Genomic DNA, 16,121 nt, shown 5'->3' on the forward strand with positions numbered 1-16,121 from the left:
TGATAACATTAAATTTGTGGGTCAAACAAATTAGGGTGTAATTTAAACCGTTATATAACACTAAAAGCCGCAATTAGTTGCGGCTTTTTTGTAATACCTTAAAGTGAATTGCTTTATTTCCAATAGCGTGAATGCTCGCCTGAAAAGTAGTGGGCAAATTGCGATAGATGCTGATATAAAAAGTCTTTGGTTGCGGTGACTTTTGCTGCCGTTTTTAAATCAGAATGATACAGCAGCCATAAACTCCAAATTGAGGGTTTTACCGGTATATCTAAGCGGTAAAGATTTGAATGTGGTTGTGAATCGACTAAACCACAGGGTAATTTTGCAATACCTAAGCCATTTTTAGTCGCGGTAACAAGCGGGCCGAGTTGATCAAATCGTGCGATTACATTGCTACTTGGTAAGTATTTGCTATGCCAATCGGCTTCGAATTCTAACTCCCACAATAACACGCGGTGCTGTGCGCGTGAGGTACTTAAATAATCATCACTTGCATAGACGCCCCAATTTGAGGCAAACAGTTTTCTGCCAATGAGGTCGTCTTGGCTCGGTGCTGGGGTGAATCGCAGTGCAATATCGGCCTCTCTTGCACGCAAGTCTTTGTGCATTGAACCAATTATTAAGTTGGTTTGAATATTAGGATAAAGCGCATTGAACTCGTTAAGTGCGGGTACCACAAAATCGTTAGCTAGTTCAGGTGTTAAGGCTATATTTACCTCGCCGCTTAGCAGCTGGTCTTGTCCGAATAATTTGCGTTCAATATTGCGCTGTTGCTCTTTTAGCAGCGTGATATCAGGTAACACCGCTTTGCCGGTTTCCGTCAGCTGATAGCCTTTTGGCACACGTTCAAACAGCCTAACTTTAAAGCGATTTTCAAATGCTTGAATACGCCGTGCAACGGTTGTGTGGTTAACCTTTAGTTGCTTGGCAGCGCCCGATAAGGTACCCGACTGATAAAGTGCAACTATGTATTGGTAATCATCATCTAAGTTCATCTGTGCATTATTGCACAATAAAAATGCGTAAATCACTAATTTTTTTAGCGCTAAAGTGGCGTAAAGTGAGTGCGTAATCAATTTAACTTTAGACAGGATGCTAATTATGTATACCCTTTATCATTTTCAAATTTCATGTTCTTCGGCGGTAAAGATGGCGCTAGAAGTGATTGGTGCAGAACATAAAACTGCGGTAGTGGATCTATTTGAAGGCGCGCAGCACAACGCCGATTTTTTGGCTGTTAATCCGCTTGGTAAATTGCCAGTGTTGGTAGATGGCAGTCATACCTTTACGCAGGGAGAAGCAATTTTAATTTATCTGTCGCAAAAGCATAAAAATGCACAGCTAATGCCAGATTTAGCAAGTGTTGGTGGTATGGAAGCGTTAAAGTGGTTAAATTTGGTTGCCAGTAGTTTGCATGGCCATTTCACTAAAATATTTCATCCGGAAAAAGTGTCAACGGATCATGATTCGGTTAAACAAAACGCGGAAGAAGAGATTGTTAAGTTACTTAACTTTGTGTCAGACCGATTAGCTCAATCACCTTATTTAGCAGGCGAAAAACCAACCCTTGCGGATTTATATTTTGCGGTGATCTTAGGCTGGGGGCAGGTGTTAAGTTTTGAGCTGTTTACACGTTTCCCTGAATTTAAGGTTTATAAACAGCGATTACAAACGACTTTCCCGCAATCAGAAACCTTACAAAATATTTAAGTTAACCACCGTACTAACAACACATGTTTAGTACGGTGTAACTCGCTACTTGATGTGATTATCGGTAAGTAACGAATTAAAGCGGGTTTCAAGCTTGCCACCGATAATCGCAACACGCTTTTTCATTTCTGTTATCCATTTTTCATCGCTCATCACATCTTTTGAAAACGTCATATCGCGTTTAGTGTGACCCACATACAGCAAGGCATCGGCAAGTGATTGAAGTGTCGCATCTTTACTGTTTATTTTACTAAGCATAGGTCGCGCTTTTGGCATTATGTCGCGAAATGGGACATCGGCGAGAACAGAATTATCGTCTAGCTTAATAATTTTTGCCGTGCCTGAGTTAGGCAACACGTCATACAACACGTTTTGAATAACAGGCCACACAGTAAATACTGAGTTAGGTTTAGCCATCTCAATACGAGAAACCAGCGACAAATTCTGCTGATTAACCGTTTCTGGATGCGCAGCTTTTAATAAGTGAAAACCGCAAAACACTAAAATCGCTTTTTGGTTAGACTGAATAATTGGTGTGAGTGTGTCGTAAAAGCCATCTACTTTGCTCGATGCAGCACGCTGCCACGACTCGGCGGTGGCATTTTCCCAGTTAAAATGTTTTTCTGCCAACAGTACCTTTAGCTTTTTGTCATCGGGCAATGTTTGATTTATGGCCCTGATTGATTGCAATAATTCCATATATCCGTCGCCAAGCCATGCGGTGAAATAGAGGGTTTCGCGCAGTACCTGTTTTAACTGTGACTCATCAACAGTATCACCTTTAATATACTGATTTATATAGTCTTGGTAGTTTTGATTGCCAAATTCCAGCACAATAATTGGCTGTTGTGACACAATTTTTGGTGAGGTAATAATGTCGCTTATTGCCGGCATAAAACCAGGGTAGTAATGGGCATCACCAAGTGCAACAAATTGATGGGTTGAGAGTGCATCGACGACAACCTGTTCGCTTGGCTGTAGCTGTGTTTGTAATTGACTAATTTGCTCTGGCGATAGATTTAGCGTCGCATTTTTCGGTAAGTAGTCGCATGCAGCTAAGCAGGCAGCAATTAATACAATAGCAAAGTACTTCATGATAGTCCTTGAGAAAATAGGGTAACGTAAGATTTTGAATAGACGTTTGTTGATTTAGTCTGATTCATCTGGTTCGAGCGTAAAGAGCAGATCGAGCGCTGGTAGAAACACGCTGACGGTAAATAGCGCCGCCGCGAGAGCGTATAAATAATGTAAGCTGGTGGTATTTTTAATTAGCCATGAAATGCTCATGCTTAGCCAAAATACGTTAAACAAAGTGATGTTTACATTTGGTTTAAGCGGCTTAGCGCAATACTTACAGTTGAGTGGCTCGCGATTTAATAATGCAAGGCGGTCACTTAGTTTAAGCGGCTTGTTGCAGCATGGGCACGAGCGAGTAATGAATTCGTTTAACATGGCTTAACATTAAATTACAATTGATAATCATTATCATTTAATATTAGACCATATGTAAATAAATTAAAAGGACTTTATAAGGGCTTTTAAAGCCTTGCTAGTGTCCACTATATTTACTTGCGTTATCTTGCCGTTATTGAGTGTTATCACAGTAACGTGCTCATCTTTTTTGGGAATAGCATTTAGTACGTTGCCTTCTTTATCCATAATTACCGGATAAGCGAGCTTCTTCATTTTAGGAATAGCAATAAAGCGGCTTATAAGTGATGGCATGGCGCTAATATCGGCGTAGTATTGAACATTTGCAGCCAATAAATCATCACTTTTTTTATTTTCAAATGCCGCTTTAACAAGTTTGCTACTATCCATATCGTGACTGAATACCAGCCATTTTGTACTAGGTAAAAGTGTCTGCTTTTTATCAAATTGGTCATTAAGCTCGGGCAACGAGAGTGTTTGGCCTACGGTTAATGTCGGCTTTGCAGTTTCGGCAACACTAACCCATGAGGTTAAAAGTAGCGAAAAAACAGCGAAAATGTTTAGAAATCTCATAATATGCTTTAAATCCTGCTTTATTTGAACGTGGCGTAACAATTTAAACTAAGACACTGGGCAATGAGTTTGCCTGCAACGTATTTACGCTCCACAACCATTTACCCTTTAATCTGTACGTTTTATCTAACAGCTTAGATTAGGCTTATTTAGTGCCAAAAGTACAGTCTTGTTCGGAGCGTTTAAATACGGTTTTCATCCAAATACGCCGGTTTTCTTTGGTTTTAACTTGTTCTGGCAGTGGGTGAATTAACAGTAGGTAATCGCCTTTGTTCATATCATCAACCGAAAATGAGGGAGCGCTGGGGTTATTTACTAAAATAGGTTGGATCACCGCGACTTTTCGCTTTTTTCGCAGCATTACCCGTTCAACGGTTCCGAGATGTGATGCAGAGTGAAAATGACCATTTAAGTGCACTAGTTTATGATTTGGGTGATTTTCTAATGCATTATGGATTGATTCAGCCATGGTATCGTCACGAACTACTTGGGCAAAATAGCGATTTAACGTACTTGGTTGAATTGTTTCCTGACTGTGCCCCATATTGGCGGAAAACTTATTAAAGTAAGCCCCCTCGGTTGGCGTATAAAACGACTGCGCCACTTGGTGTTTTCGTTTTTCTGGTAAGTTGTCTAGTATCCCTAAGCCATGTCTTCCGGTACATACCACAGTATCTTTCGGTGCGTTTGCGGCAATAACAGGTAAACCATGTGTTTTTGCCATTTCAACAAGGGGGCGATAACTGCTTTGGTAATTATCCCATGCACGGCCAAAGTGGCGTAATGACCATTCACCAATTTCATCATTTAAATACGCATTTAGGTATGTTTGCGTATCTCGCTCAAATTGTTCTAACGAAAGGATGATTTTAGGGTTAGCTTTCAGTAGCGCTTGATAAATGTTTGCCTGTGCTAAATGGTTACCTGGATGACGATGATTCTCACCAATAAATATCACGTCATAATCGCTCAACCCGCCAATGCTTTTTGCTAAATCAACAGTCTTAGGTCGCCCTGAACGTACATCGATCAGTTGATAGTCATATAAGCTTGTTAGCGGTGTAGCTAAGTACCATTGTTCGTTGTTTTGCACAAGCGCGCTTACGGTTTTCTCATGGCTTGGCAGATGAGTGCTTTGGCAAGCAGTTAACAACATACTAAGCGATAACACAATGAATGAAAGTTTGGTGCGTAGCACAGTAAACCTCTTAGTTTTCTTATTGATTATGGTAAATGGCTTACCATTTGGTAAGCCTTTTTATCGAGGTTAGATTAAAGCTAAATAGCGGCGCTCTACTTCTTGCCAGTTTATTACATTGAAAAATGCACTAATGTATTCTGGACGGCGGTTTTGGTATTTTAAGTAATAGGCGTGCTCCCACACGTCTAAACCTAAAATTGGCGTTTCGTTATTCATTAGCGGGCTATCTTGGTTTGCAGAGCTCGTTACTGCTAGTTCGCCATTTGCGTTTACAACTAGCCATGCCCAGCCACTACCAAAGCGAGTTAATGCAGCTTTAACAAACAGATCATGAAACGCATCAAATGAGCCAAATGTTGCGGTAATCGCATTTTCGAGCGTCCCCTTATGAAGCTCACCACCAGTGGGTGATATTACTTGCCAAAACAAGCTGTGGTTATGATGACCACCCACATGATCTCTTACGGCCCCCTGTAATGAGTGTGGTAAAGCAGCAATATTAGCTAGCAGCCATTCATCAGTTTTTTGCTCAAACTCAGAACCTGCTAGCGCTTCGTTAGCTTTATTCACATAAGTTTGGTGATGCAAAGTGTGATGTATTTCCATTGTTTTTGCGTCAATGTGCGGCTCTAATGCGTCATATGCATAGTCGAGGTTCGGTAGTATAAATGCCATATTTATTTCCTTTATAATTTAGCGTTATTCGCTAGTGAATCGTGTTGTTTTGAGCACTGATTGTGTTCATGATGGTATTTAACTTGCTGGCGATATTTGCATCATCGCCATATTGTTTTAGTAAAACGAAGCAATGGTGTTTTAGTTTCGAGAGATGCTTTAATACGAGGAGCTGATGCGAAGATTGGGTTGATGTAAAAATATGTGCGGCGCATTTGCATACGCTTTTGTAGCCTTCAACTAACAGATCGCAGGCGTTGTTTATGTTTTGTTGTGCGATATTGGAATCTACTAAGTTTAAATACGACACCACTACAGCGGGAATATATTGATCCACAATCCAGGCTTCTGGTGGAGGTGAATCAGATTCGATTTCTGCCTCTATTTGCTCTAACGCACTTAAACAATCGGCATAAAAGAGGTTAGCGTAAGAAAATTGGCAGCTATCGAAAGCATGGTTACCTTTTGATACATGCTGTTGCCAAATTTGCATTTCGTTATGAATACAGGTTTTAGTATCGGGCATCTCAAACAGTTAATTCAAATAAAAACTATTATCATTAATATTTAAGTTATTTCAAGCAGTAATTTGATTTTAGCTAGGGGATGTAATTGCTAAATTGGCAGTAGAAGGCGTTATTTGTCGGACTTTCATGTGTTTTGAACGCATAGTAGCGTGAGATTTGGTGGTTTGCACAATGTCTCACGTAACGTTAACACTTGCTCCATATTGGTAGTTGCTTATGTGTATTTGCGCTGGTAATTATGGAGCAGCGTGCTTTAAAAATTGTATTGTAATGTTTGCTTTGCATTTGGCTACAAGCGAATGGCTTTTGTCATCATCGCTTTACCTTCGGTTTCCACGTAATCTAAAAATACCTTGGCAATGGGCGAAAGCTGCTGCGATTTGGCCCAAGAGAAAGACCACTTGGATTGAATAGGTAAGGACGATACGTTAATCACTTTTACATTATAGCTGTCGCCAAATGCCAATGTATGAGCTGATAAAATGGCTACGCCCATGCCTGAGAGCACTGAGTGAATAATAGCTTCGTTACTGGCAATCGTCATGCGAACATTAGGTTTTATATTGTTTGCTTTGAAAAATTGTTCGGTGACGTAGCGTGTACCTGAGCCTTCTTCACGAATAATAAAACTTTCCGCTGAAAACTCTGCTAATGAAACTTGCTTACGTTTTGCAAATGGGTGCTCCGCATTGGCTATTGCCACAAGGTCGTTCGACATAAACTCAATAACTTCAAGATCAAGCTCTTGCGGCACGTAACTAAATACATAAAAGTCATCTACCCCTTGTTCAAATCGCTCAATGACTTGTTGCCTGTTAGCAACGGTAAATTGAATGTCAATTCCTGGATAACGCTTACAAAACGGGCCTAATAAGTGAGGAATAAAGTATTTTGCTGTTGTGGCACAGGCGATACGAAGCGTACCCGACTTAAGTCCTCGCAAGTTAGATAAATGCATATCAAGCGCCTCGCATTGCTGCATTATTTGCCGACTTGTTGCCACGGTTGCCAATCCCGCATCGGTGAATTTAAGTTGCCGTCCTACTTGTTGATAAAGCGGTAAGCCAATGGCTTCACTTAACTTTTTAAGTTGCATGGAGACCGTAGGCTGTGTCAAAAATAATGATTCTGCTGCAGCTTTAATGCTGCCACCTTCAAATACGGCTAATAAAATTTCAAGTTGACGAAAGGTGCCAATGTGCGCGTGTAATCGTGATGCCATACTCATTCCAAAATATTAAATTAGATAAAAATCTAATCCAAAGATAGTTAATATCTATTTTTATCTAATCAAAACGGTGTGTAAACTTTTTTCTGTCGCTTAATTTAATGGATGGGAAAGTAAAATGAAGAACCGAAGTTTTATATTGTCTCTTGTTACCTGTGCAATGCTGCTGGCGTTCTATGCGCTGAGCAGTCAAATTGGTCAGCCTCAGTTGGCATTTGTTATTGTTGCAGCGTTATTGTTTAGCTTTTCACTTTATTCACAGTTAGTCGCACGCAACAAGCTAGGCTTGTCTCGACCTGCCGCAGAGCACTATATGCAACGCGTGGGAGAAAAATAAACCATGATTATTGATGCCGTTGTCGCTTTTTTTATTTTGGGTATCGTTAGTCAATTATTAGGTGCCAAAATAGGATTTCCTGACGGGCTGTATAAGTCGCTAAGCATGTTTTTGATGATTGCGATTGGCTTAAAAGGGGGCCTTGCACTGCAAAAATACATCGATCCCGCATTACTTACAATGTCACTGGCCGTCGTTGCTTTTGGCCTTGTTTTACCGTTAATCGCATACCCTCTTTTACGCTACTTCGGACAGCTCGATAAAATTAATGCTGGGGCAATTGCCGCACATTATGGCTCGGTGAGTGTGGCCACGTATGCTGTTGCAATTGCTATTCTTGAGGCGAACAATGTTTCGTATGAGGCATACTTCCCGCTGTTTGTTGTCCTATTAGAAATGCCAGCGATCGTTGTAGGCTTAGTGTTAGCTAAAGGCAGCTTGAAAATCATCAATGGTGAATTTGTTAAAAAAGAGCTTGTGGCGAACCAAAGCATTCTACTGATGCTCGGGAGCTTAATTATTGGTTATTTGGGTGGTGAAAGTGTTGCTAAATTATCGCCTTTCTTTATTGAGCTTTTTTCGGGCATTCTTGCGCTGTTTTTATTCAAAATGGGGCTAATCGCAGGCAAACAGCTTGTAACGGTTAAAAAGAACAGTGTGTTCTTAATTAGCTTTGCTGTACTGATGCCCATGATTGGTGGCCTTGCGGGCACAGGGCTTGGGTTAATGCTTGGCCTAAGTAGCGGTGGTATTGCGTTAATGGCGGTGCTAGGCGCAAGTGCGTCTTACATTGCGGTGCCTGCTGCAATGAAACAAAGCCTGCCAGAAGCTAATGCTGGTATGTCGATTACCGCATCTTTAGGTATTACCTTTCCATTTAACGTACTGATTGGTGTGCCATTTTTTATCACGTTTGCAGAATATCTTGCGGCAAAATAATCGTGATAGTCATTAAATAAAAACGGCGAACCTAAGTTCGCCGTTTTTTAGTTTTTACTAGAATTAACGCGTTACTTTTACACGTTTTTCAATCATCAATTTCGCTTCAATGCGACGGTTTTCACTGTGTGCTTCAGCTGTGTTTGCGTCGTTTAATAAACGCGTTTCACCGTAACCTACAGCGCTAATACGTGACGCATCAATGCCGTATGTGTCAATTAACACTTGTTTAATTGCTTTGGCACGCTTTTCTGACAGTTTTAGGTTATAAACCGCGTTACCTGGCGCTGAGCTGTGGCCTTCAATTTGCACATTTTGCTCTGGGTATTTTTTCATAAAATCAGCAAAACGACGTAAGTCAGTGCTGTTTGGATCAAGTACTTCACTTGAGTTGTTATCAAACTGTACCGCTAATTTAATGCTGTCTTGCATGTCTTTAAACAGTGTACACCCTTGTGCGTCTGTTTTATCTGTCGTTGGTGTATTTGGACATCTGTCTTCGTTGTCGTTAACACCGTCGTTATCACTATCAAGCACAATAGCGCAGCCAGTGCTGTCGACACGTACACCCTGTTTTGTGTTCGGGCATTGATCGTTTGCGTCAATAACACCGTCGTTGTCGCTGTCAATTACCGGTGCTGCTTTAGGTGCTTCGGTTGCAGGCGCACTGTTACCGCCAAACTGATAAAGCAGTCCAAGTTTACCGCTGTAATCTTTGTGGTTTTCGCCAAAGTCATGGTAAGCCGCTACTTCTGTGATCACTTTCCATTTGTCGGCTACTGGCCAATGCATACCTACACCTAAATTACCTAGGTTATAACCTGTATCAAGTGATTCGTGTTTTAAACCTGCAAATACGTATGAATTGCCTTGGAATGGGAAGAACATCGCATCTAAACCGTAGCGATGACCGTCAATACTTTCTTGACCTGGATATGCTTCTAAGTCGATGCGTGCATATTCAAAACGACCACCCCATGAAGGAGTGAAACGTTCGCCAAGCTCTAAGCCCCAACCCCAATCAATGCGGTCTTTTGGCATTGCTTGGAATTTATCTTTGTCTGCATAGTAATATTCGGCAAAGCCACCAAGCCAGATTTCCTTATCTTCAGCAAGTGATGGCATGCTTGTTACAGCTGCCAAAATAGATAGCGCAATAGTGTGTTTTTTCATTTAATGATCTCCGTTTTCTCATATAAACGTCATTTAGTTTAGTAGATTGTTGCAGTGGCGAAGTAAATATGTTCGTTCTGCTTTTTACGAACTGGCTTACAAATTTTATGCCTATTATTTTTCATTTATATTTCAATGGATTAATAAGGCTTCTTAGTTTTTTAATAATAACTGTGTAAAGAGTTACTCGGTAAAAAAGTCGCAATTTGTAAGTTTTACATTGCTCAGTGGTGCACAAGGCATATTGTAAATCGGTACAAGCTGGGTTTGAAAGCAAAAAACGGCACTATGTTGTGGTTTTATGATTAGATGATGGTATTACACACAATGTGTTTATAAACCGAACTGCAATGGGGAGTGAGGGTTCAATAGACCCTCAATTTATAATGTGGTACAGCAACATAACAAAGCAAAAGAGCTAAATATCTGCTAATCGCTGTAGCAACTCATCGGTTTTGATTAACCCCGAAATGGCTTCACCATTTTGTAGCAAGATAGTAGGCGTTGCACTAAAGCCAAATCGCTGTGCCAGCTGTTGCTGTGTAACTAAGCTATTCTCACAGACGTTTGTAACATTACCTTGGTAGTGGCCAACTTGCATTGCTTGGTTCATGGCTTCTTGTGGATTGCGTGCACACAGAGCGGCGGCGGTTTTTTCAAATGCGCTGCTGCCGACTTTGCCTCGTGGGATCATTACATAGTCAATCGTAACGCCTTGGCGATTGAGTTCCTCAATTTTTCCATGCAATTTGCGGCAAAATGGGCAATCGATATCGGTAAAAATCGTGATGACATGCTGTTCGTTACTTGCTTGATAGCTTAGTAGTGCCTCTCTAGGCAAGGTTTTGATAAGTGTTACACGTTGCTGCTGCTTTACTAATTCAGTTAGATCTATTTTGCTTTCGGTGTCGATAACTTGTCCTAAATATAAATATTTACCATCGGGGCTTGCGAAAAACGTATGGTTTTGTGTTGTGACTAAGCGGAGCTCATTGTTATAGGGCTCGACGGAAAACTGTGTATTTTCACCGAGTAAATCAAACAACTTTTGTTTTACCGCTGCAAGAGTCGAGTGATTATTTTCAAGTGGTTGCACTGTTTGTGAGTGCACAAACGCAGCGCAAAAAAAGAGTGAAAGTGTGAACAATAACGCGATAATTTGATTAACTGATTGCATATAATTAGCCTATTAAAATTGGATTAGGCCAACTTACAAGGTCACCGTGTTAGACGCATTTAAAACTATCTATAATCATCTATAAATAGCTATAATTTGTTTAATATTAAAGCTTTATATTTTTAATGCTAAGGCAGTTTTAAGTGCGCATAGTGCGTTGTCGTAAGCTAAAAATATCACTATGCAAGGTGCTATTTGTGAAATTAAAACTGGTTGGTTGATTTAGTTGGTGGCAAAGCGCCAAGTGTTCAGCACTTTGCTCTGTGTTGGCTTGCTGCTTGTTATTTGTCACTATTGTTGCAATCAGAGATTCTCTGTTAACTGGGTTATGCTGAGTCGTGCTTGCAGTTGCTGGTTTGTTGGTGATAATCGTCGCAATACGCTGATTAACTACTTCACTGCTGCACACGGCTAAACTTGAATTAAGTAGCGCTTTACTTTCAATTGCATAGTTGAGTGCATCATTTATTTCACTGTTTTCTAATGATATACGGCTTAATAGGTCGAGTGCTTGCGTACGATAATAATCTGAAGTTGGCGTTTGATTAATAATCTTAAACGCAAGCTGATTTGCTTGAGTGAGCTCTTTTTTGTGTAATTTCACTTCAGCGAGTAGTAGTTGCGCCTCGATGGAGTGGGGGTTTTCTTGCAAACTAAAGTTAAGCCACTTTTCGGCAACCTCCAAATCACTTTTTTGAAAAGCGATTAGCGCATTTGAGTAGCTGCTCATTGCCGGCAATAAATTTGTTGTAAGCGGTGTATCGCTATGTGATACCCACATAGCACTGGTAATTGTTGATATCATTAAGGTTAGGCCGGCAGCAATGGCGCGCCAAGGTAGCTGTGTTCTTTGAACCGACGTTACCTGTGTTACCGTGGCTTGCCAAATATAACCTTGATTAGGTTGAGTGCGAATAAGCTGTTGTTCTGGTGCCAGTTTACGCAATTCACTGATCACTTGGAAAAGGCGATAGTCTTGCACGTTTTCACTTTGCCACAGCGCCTTAAACAATGCGTGTTTTGATATTAATTGCTCTGGCTGTGTTAAAAAAAACAGCAGTGCTTGTGCAGTTTTAGGGCGAATCGGCTTTTCTTTACCTGATTGCGTTAAGGCAAATGTTGTTGCGCAAAACGTGAAATCGAGAAATTGATAAATAGCCATAAATTGTCCTTAACAGCATCTGTTTGTTTTTTCTTTAGTGTTATAAAGATAAAACAAGGCTAAGGCAACCGCTGCTTTATTTTTACCCGTTATTTATTTCGTTAGGTACGGGGTTATTGGTAACGCCTGCACCTACTGAAACTGGGTGGCCATATTTATTTTCTAAATCGGTTCCTTTGGCGAAACCTAGGAATAATATACAACCGATAGGACCAATCACAGGGATCAGACTCAAAAACATCATCCAACCCGACTGATTACAATCGTGCCAACGCTTTATGTGGATCATTAAGGTCATCCAGGAAATCACACACAGGGTGAAAAAAAATACTAAGAAAAAAATCGCTTCAGCGTAAACGGGCAGGCTAGAGTTGGATTTAAAGAAATTATTTAATACGTTAAATAACCCTAAGCATAATACTATGTAAAGCAGCGATATACCCCAAAACATGCTTCGAGTAGCACGTCCTCGCCACGAAAAGAACAAGGTATGAATTGGTATGTTTAGATTTTTCAGAGTCCATAAATTAAGTAAAAAACAGGGCAGTAGAATATTAAATTTTAATAAATTTAGTACGCTCATCGTGTTGTTATAAAGTTTGTATAAATAAAGCAAATCGCCCCATAATGTATATTGCGCAATCTGAATAGCAGCATAAAACACGCTCGAAAATAACGACAGCGCAGCAAAACTAATTAGCCAAGGGCGACCTGGAATATTGCGTAGCATAAAAGCAAGAATGACGATGCCACTAGCAAAGATAGGATTTGAAAGTAAGTAAGCAATTTGAAGGAAGTCTTCTACACAATAAAGCGCATGAGAGCAGTTCATTACAGTCCTTGTAGTGATTTTAAATAAAATGTGGCGTTAGGCTACGCTTTAAATAAATTTTGTCAATTAAATCAATTGTTAAATTAGTCTTGGTAATTAGATTGCAAGGTGTCTAACTGGCCTGACGAAAGCAGTGTTTGGAGCGCTGAATTCAGTTTGTCGAGCAGTACTTTGTTGCCTTTTCTGACCGCAATGGCAACGGGGGTACCGCGATAATTTGATTGCACAATTTTAACTTTAACACCGTACTGTTTAGCGAGGTACAGCCCCACTGAACGCGGCATAATAGCAGCGGTAGTTTCACCGTTGGCAAGCATTAACATAGCTTGCTCTTTTGACTCGGTTTGGATTAAACGAAAGTTATCTTTTATGTGCTTTTCTTGCCATATGGTTTCGGTGAGCGAGTGTTTGTCGCCGCTAATTTTTTTTCCGTAGAGGTCACGTACAATTTCAATGTCTTTACTGTCTTCTTTTACAAACACTGTGGTGTAGCGAAAATAATAGGGTATGGTGAAATCAAAGTACTTCTCTCGCAGCGGATTGATTTCCATTCCAGTGACGCAATCAAGCTCGGCAAAACGTAAGTGGTTTACTACCTCATCCCATGTATCTGCAACTAAATACAGTTCTTGATTAACTTGCTGTAACACACGCGTCAGCACATCGTAATCAAAGCCAGTGGGTTGGTTATTCTCGATAAATTGAAAAGGCGGATAGCCTGTCGCCATACCACATTTAATATTACTCCCCGTTTGTGCAGTCGCGTTGTAGGTAAAAACCGTTAGCAAAAAAACCATAGCAAAGCGGGAAAGAAACGTAGTCATTATTTAAAAGCCGGTAGTCAAAAAGTGCAGCGCAAAGAGAACGCGAGTAAAAGGTAATTAGCGACACAAATTATAGTTTAATGCGCGCTAAAAATTAACCGCGTTTGCGTTTAAGAATTAGCGCTACATCAAAGAAATTGCATTTAATAGCGATATTGTTCAGCTTTCACACAGCTAATTGCCTTTGCCTTACGTTAACAAGGTTATTTAAGCAATAAGCTGCAGCAAACCGTTTCTTAAGCTTTTCTTAAGTATTGCCGTTTAAGGTCTAACAAATAGAACGCTCTAGGTAGTCACAGCTGAGATTAATAATGCTGACAGATCTTAAAAAACATCTAATGCCGTATTTGGTATTAACTTTGTGTGTGCTTGGTGTACTTAGCACTTTTCGTTTGGGCTTTAGCCTTTGGCAGTATCAACACTTTTCAAACCCCAATGCGTTGTTAAATTTATTAATTGGTGGATTACGCATTGATTTAAGTACGTTGGGTTATTTACTGCTTATCCCTGCACTTATCTCACCGCTTGCATTAAGTATTAAAGCTCTAAAACCAATATGGCTAGCATGTCTTAAAAGCTACTTAGTGCTAATTCTAACAATCTTGGTGTTTTTAGAAATGGCAACACCCATGTTCATAGAAGAGTATGGCTTGCGACCAAATCGTTTGTTTGTGGAATATTTGGTGTATCCAAAAGAAGTGTTTTCAATGTTGATGAGCGGGCATTCTGCCGCTGTTTTTGTAACACTTATTTTATTGGTCGCTGCAATTAAGTTAATTGTTCTGCCGCTAGCCAATTATTTTGTGTTTAAAACTACTGGGCAAACTCACGCTACAGCAAAGGTTAAACTCGTCGCTATTTTACTGTTACTTGCTGCACTTATACTGTTTGCACGTGGCACGTTGGGACACCGACCTATCAATCCCGCGTATGTGTTTTTTTCAAATGATGCACTAGTGAATTCGCTAACGCTTAATTCCACCTATAGTGTGTTCCATGCAGTTAAAGCGCTGCTAAATGAAAAAAATGCGAGCAAACTATATGGCGCGATGCCTGAGCGCGAGGTTATAAACATTGTTCGCCAAGAAACAGGCTTACCAACATCGGCTTTTACTTTACCGAATAATCCATTGTTTAAAATACAGCAACCTAGCTACCTAGGTGCGAAAAAGAATTTGGTGATCATTTTAGAAGAAAGCCTCGGCGCCCAGTATGTTAAACGTTTAAACGGCTTGCCACTGACACCTAATATCGACAGTTTGTATCAACTGGGATGGGGGTTTGACAAGCTTTATGCAACGGGCACGCGCTCTGTACGTGGCATTGAGGCTGTTGTTACTGGCTTTACGCCGACGCCTGCAAGGGCGGTGGTTAAGTTAGACAAGTCACAGAAAGGTTTTTTTACTCTTGCAAGCTTGTTGCAATCTGAAGGTTACAACACGCAGTTTATTTATGGCGGTGAAAGCCACTTTGACAATATGAAAAGCTTTTTTCTCGGCAATGGCTTTCAAACAATTGTGGATTTTGATGATATTGATAAGCCAAATTTTGTCGGCTCTTGGGGTGCAAGTGACCAAGATGTATTCACACAAGCGAATACAGAACTTAATAAGCTGGCGTTACAAGAAAAACCGTTTTTTAGCCTGATTTTCACTTCAAGCAATCATGATCCATTTGAAATTCCGAACGGGGCGATAAAACCGTTTGATTACACACCATCTCAGCTTGCTCAGTATGATGATAAAGAGCGCGCAAGACATAAAGCAATTCAATATGCAGACTTGGCCTTAGGTGAGTTTATTAATACAGCAAAAACACAGTCGTATTGGCAAAATACGCTGTTTTTGATTGTTGCTGACCACGATGCTCGCGCGTTAGGTCAGGCTCTAGTGCCGGTAAACAATTTTCATATTCCAGCGATTATTTTAAACAGTGAGTTTGATAATCAGAGCTATAAAGCCATTGCTAGCCAAATTGATTTAGCGCCAACCTTGCTGTCATTAATGGGGGTAACTAATCAATCGCCTATGATTGGGCGCGATTTAACACAAAGTGCCACAACTGGCAGGGCATTAATGCAGTATGCGGATAATTTTGCCTACTACAGCGACAAAGGTATCACCATTTTGCAGCCAGGGAAAAAACCGAAAATGTTCGATTTTAATAGCGCAGATAATTATATGAGTGAAAAACCACTCGATCATAATGAGGCGAAAGTGGCGTTGGCACATGCGCTTTGGGGCAGTTTAGCATATCAAAATGGCTGGCATGCCAATTAGTTAGCGTCAAGGTAAGCTAATTGGCACACGAATCACATGCGGTGTTTTGT

The 16,121-nt window shown here is 40.5% G+C and carries 17 protein-coding genes; 4 read left to right on the forward strand and 13 right to left on the reverse strand.

Annotated features, from left to right (window positions below):
• Positions 1-113: 113 nt before the first annotated feature.
• Complete coding sequence (locus C2M30_RS17285; RefSeq protein WP_158683529.1) at positions 114-998, reverse strand: LysR family transcriptional regulator; 885 nt, start codon at positions 996-998, stop codon at positions 114-116.
• Between the two features lie 106 nt (positions 999-1,104).
• Between C2M30_RS17285 and C2M30_RS17290 the strand changes: the two genes are divergently transcribed.
• A complete protein-coding gene (locus C2M30_RS17290) occupies positions 1,105-1,713 on the forward strand; it encodes a glutathione S-transferase family protein (RefSeq protein ID WP_158683531.1) in 609 nt (202 codons plus the stop codon).
• A gap of 45 nt (positions 1,714-1,758) precedes the next feature.
• On the opposite strand, the gene C2M30_RS17295 is transcribed toward C2M30_RS17290, so the two are convergent.
• The 7 genes from C2M30_RS17295 to C2M30_RS17320 form a co-directional block, all read right to left on the reverse strand.
• Entirely contained in the window at positions 1,759-2,808 is a 1,050-nt protein-coding gene (locus C2M30_RS17295) for a hypothetical protein (protein WP_105172613.1), read from the reverse strand.
• 54 nt (positions 2,809-2,862) lie between these two features.
• Positions 2,863-3,165: a hypothetical protein gene (locus C2M30_RS21535; RefSeq protein ID WP_158683533.1), complete on the reverse strand. Its 303-nt coding sequence runs from the start codon at positions 3,163-3,165 to the stop codon at positions 2,863-2,865.
• A 63-nt stretch (positions 3,166-3,228) separates the two neighbouring features.
• On the reverse strand, positions 3,229-3,717 hold the full coding sequence (locus tag C2M30_RS17300; RefSeq protein ID WP_105172614.1) for a hypothetical protein: 489 nt from the start codon (positions 3,715-3,717) through the stop codon (positions 3,229-3,231).
• A 145-nt stretch (positions 3,718-3,862) separates the two neighbouring features.
• Positions 3,863-4,915 (reverse strand): ChaN family lipoprotein, encoded by a 1,053-nt coding sequence (locus tag C2M30_RS17305; protein WP_105172615.1) that lies wholly within the window; start codon positions 4,913-4,915, stop codon positions 3,863-3,865.
• A gap of 69 nt (positions 4,916-4,984) precedes the next feature.
• A complete protein-coding gene (locus tag C2M30_RS17310) occupies positions 4,985-5,593 on the reverse strand; it encodes a superoxide dismutase (RefSeq protein ID WP_105172616.1) in 609 nt (202 codons plus the stop codon).
• A gap of 31 nt (positions 5,594-5,624) precedes the next feature.
• Positions 5,625-6,119 carry a hypothetical protein gene (locus C2M30_RS17315; protein ID WP_105172617.1) on the reverse strand — a complete coding sequence of 165 codons (495 nt, stop codon included), beginning with the start codon at positions 6,117-6,119 and terminating at the stop codon, positions 5,625-5,627.
• Between the two features lie 290 nt (positions 6,120-6,409).
• The gene (locus C2M30_RS17320; RefSeq protein WP_105172618.1) at positions 6,410-7,342 is read right to left on the reverse strand and encodes a LysR family transcriptional regulator; all 933 of its coding nucleotides are present in this window, start codon (positions 7,340-7,342) and stop codon (positions 6,410-6,412) included.
• Positions 7,343-7,466: 124 nt separating this feature from the next.
• Between C2M30_RS17320 and C2M30_RS21540 the strand changes: the two genes are divergently transcribed.
• Entirely contained in the window at positions 7,467-7,685 is a 219-nt protein-coding gene (locus C2M30_RS21540; RefSeq protein ID WP_138631336.1) for a hypothetical protein, read from the forward strand.
• A 3-nt stretch (positions 7,686-7,688) separates the two neighbouring features.
• Positions 7,689-8,624 (forward strand): sodium-dependent bicarbonate transport family permease, encoded by a 936-nt coding sequence (locus C2M30_RS17325; protein ID WP_105172619.1) that lies wholly within the window; start codon positions 7,689-7,691, stop codon positions 8,622-8,624.
• A gap of 63 nt (positions 8,625-8,687) precedes the next feature.
• On the opposite strand, the gene C2M30_RS17330 is transcribed toward C2M30_RS17325, so the two are convergent.
• The 5 genes from C2M30_RS17330 to C2M30_RS17350 form a co-directional block, all read right to left on the reverse strand.
• A complete protein-coding gene (locus C2M30_RS17330; RefSeq protein ID WP_105172620.1) occupies positions 8,688-9,797 on the reverse strand; it encodes an OmpA family protein in 1,110 nt (369 codons plus the stop codon).
• A 418-nt stretch (positions 9,798-10,215) separates the two neighbouring features.
• Positions 10,216-10,974, reverse strand: coding sequence for a DsbC family protein (locus C2M30_RS17335; RefSeq protein WP_105172621.1), 759 nt, complete (start codon positions 10,972-10,974; stop codon positions 10,216-10,218).
• A gap of 139 nt (positions 10,975-11,113) precedes the next feature.
• Positions 11,114-12,136, reverse strand: a complete 1,023-nt coding sequence (locus tag C2M30_RS17340) for a winged helix-turn-helix domain-containing protein (RefSeq protein ID WP_105172622.1) — start codon at positions 12,134-12,136, stop codon at positions 11,114-11,116.
• An 82-nt stretch (positions 12,137-12,218) separates the two neighbouring features.
• Positions 12,219-12,968 (reverse strand): DUF805 domain-containing protein, encoded by a 750-nt coding sequence (locus C2M30_RS17345; protein ID WP_105172623.1) that lies wholly within the window; start codon positions 12,966-12,968, stop codon positions 12,219-12,221.
• Positions 12,969-13,051: 83 nt separating this feature from the next.
• Positions 13,052-13,792 (reverse strand): transporter substrate-binding domain-containing protein, encoded by a 741-nt coding sequence (locus tag C2M30_RS17350; RefSeq protein ID WP_105172624.1) that lies wholly within the window; start codon positions 13,790-13,792, stop codon positions 13,052-13,054.
• 311 nt (positions 13,793-14,103) lie between these two features.
• Here C2M30_RS17350 and C2M30_RS17355 point away from each other — a divergent pair, with 311 nt between their 5' ends.
• A complete protein-coding gene (locus C2M30_RS17355; protein WP_199775904.1) occupies positions 14,104-16,071 on the forward strand; it encodes an LTA synthase family protein in 1,968 nt (655 codons plus the stop codon).
• The last annotated feature ends 50 nt before the right edge of the window (positions 16,072-16,121 follow it).

It is taken from the genome of Pseudoalteromonas sp. T1lg24, assembly GCF_002964745.1.
Taxonomy (GTDB): Bacteria; Pseudomonadota; Gammaproteobacteria; order Enterobacterales; family Alteromonadaceae; genus Pseudoalteromonas; species Pseudoalteromonas spongiae.

Excerpts from the sequence above, each read along its gene's own strand:
- C2M30_RS17285 (WP_158683529.1), bottom strand. The coding sequence starts at position 998 with ATGAACTTAGATGATGATTACCAATACATAGTTGCACTTTATCAGTCG.
- C2M30_RS17290 (WP_158683531.1), top strand. The coding sequence starts at position 1,105 with ATGTATACCCTTTATCATTTTCAAATTTCATGTTCTTCGGCGGTAAAG.
- C2M30_RS17295 (WP_105172613.1), bottom strand. The coding sequence starts at position 2,808 with ATGAAGTACTTTGCTATTGTATTAATTGCTGCCTGCTTAGCTGCATGC.
- C2M30_RS21535 (WP_158683533.1), bottom strand. The coding sequence starts at position 3,165 with ATGTTAAACGAATTCATTACTCGCTCGTGCCCATGCTGCAACAAGCCG.
- C2M30_RS17300 (WP_105172614.1), bottom strand. The coding sequence starts at position 3,717 with ATGAGATTTCTAAACATTTTCGCTGTTTTTTCGCTACTTTTAACCTCA.
- C2M30_RS17310 (WP_105172616.1), bottom strand. The coding sequence starts at position 5,593 with ATGGCATTTATACTACCGAACCTCGACTATGCATATGACGCATTAGAG.
- C2M30_RS17315 (WP_105172617.1), bottom strand. The coding sequence starts at position 6,119 with ATGCCCGATACTAAAACCTGTATTCATAACGAAATGCAAATTTGGCAA.
- C2M30_RS17320 (WP_105172618.1), bottom strand. The coding sequence starts at position 7,342 with ATGGCATCACGATTACACGCGCACATTGGCACCTTTCGTCAACTTGAA.
- C2M30_RS21540 (WP_138631336.1), top strand. The coding sequence starts at position 7,467 with ATGAAGAACCGAAGTTTTATATTGTCTCTTGTTACCTGTGCAATGCTG.
- C2M30_RS17325 (WP_105172619.1), top strand. The coding sequence starts at position 7,689 with ATGATTATTGATGCCGTTGTCGCTTTTTTTATTTTGGGTATCGTTAGT.
- C2M30_RS17330 (WP_105172620.1), bottom strand. The coding sequence starts at position 9,797 with ATGAAAAAACACACTATTGCGCTATCTATTTTGGCAGCTGTAACAAGC.
- C2M30_RS17335 (WP_105172621.1), bottom strand. The coding sequence starts at position 10,974 with ATGCAATCAGTTAATCAAATTATCGCGTTATTGTTCACACTTTCACTC.
- C2M30_RS17340 (WP_105172622.1), bottom strand. The coding sequence starts at position 12,136 with ATGGCTATTTATCAATTTCTCGATTTCACGTTTTGCGCAACAACATTT.
- C2M30_RS17345 (WP_105172623.1), bottom strand. The coding sequence starts at position 12,968 with ATGAACTGCTCTCATGCGCTTTATTGTGTAGAAGACTTCCTTCAAATT.
- C2M30_RS17350 (WP_105172624.1), bottom strand. The coding sequence starts at position 13,792 with ATGACTACGTTTCTTTCCCGCTTTGCTATGGTTTTTTTGCTAACGGTT.
- C2M30_RS17355 (WP_199775904.1), top strand. The coding sequence starts at position 14,104 with ATGCTGACAGATCTTAAAAAACATCTAATGCCGTATTTGGTATTAACT.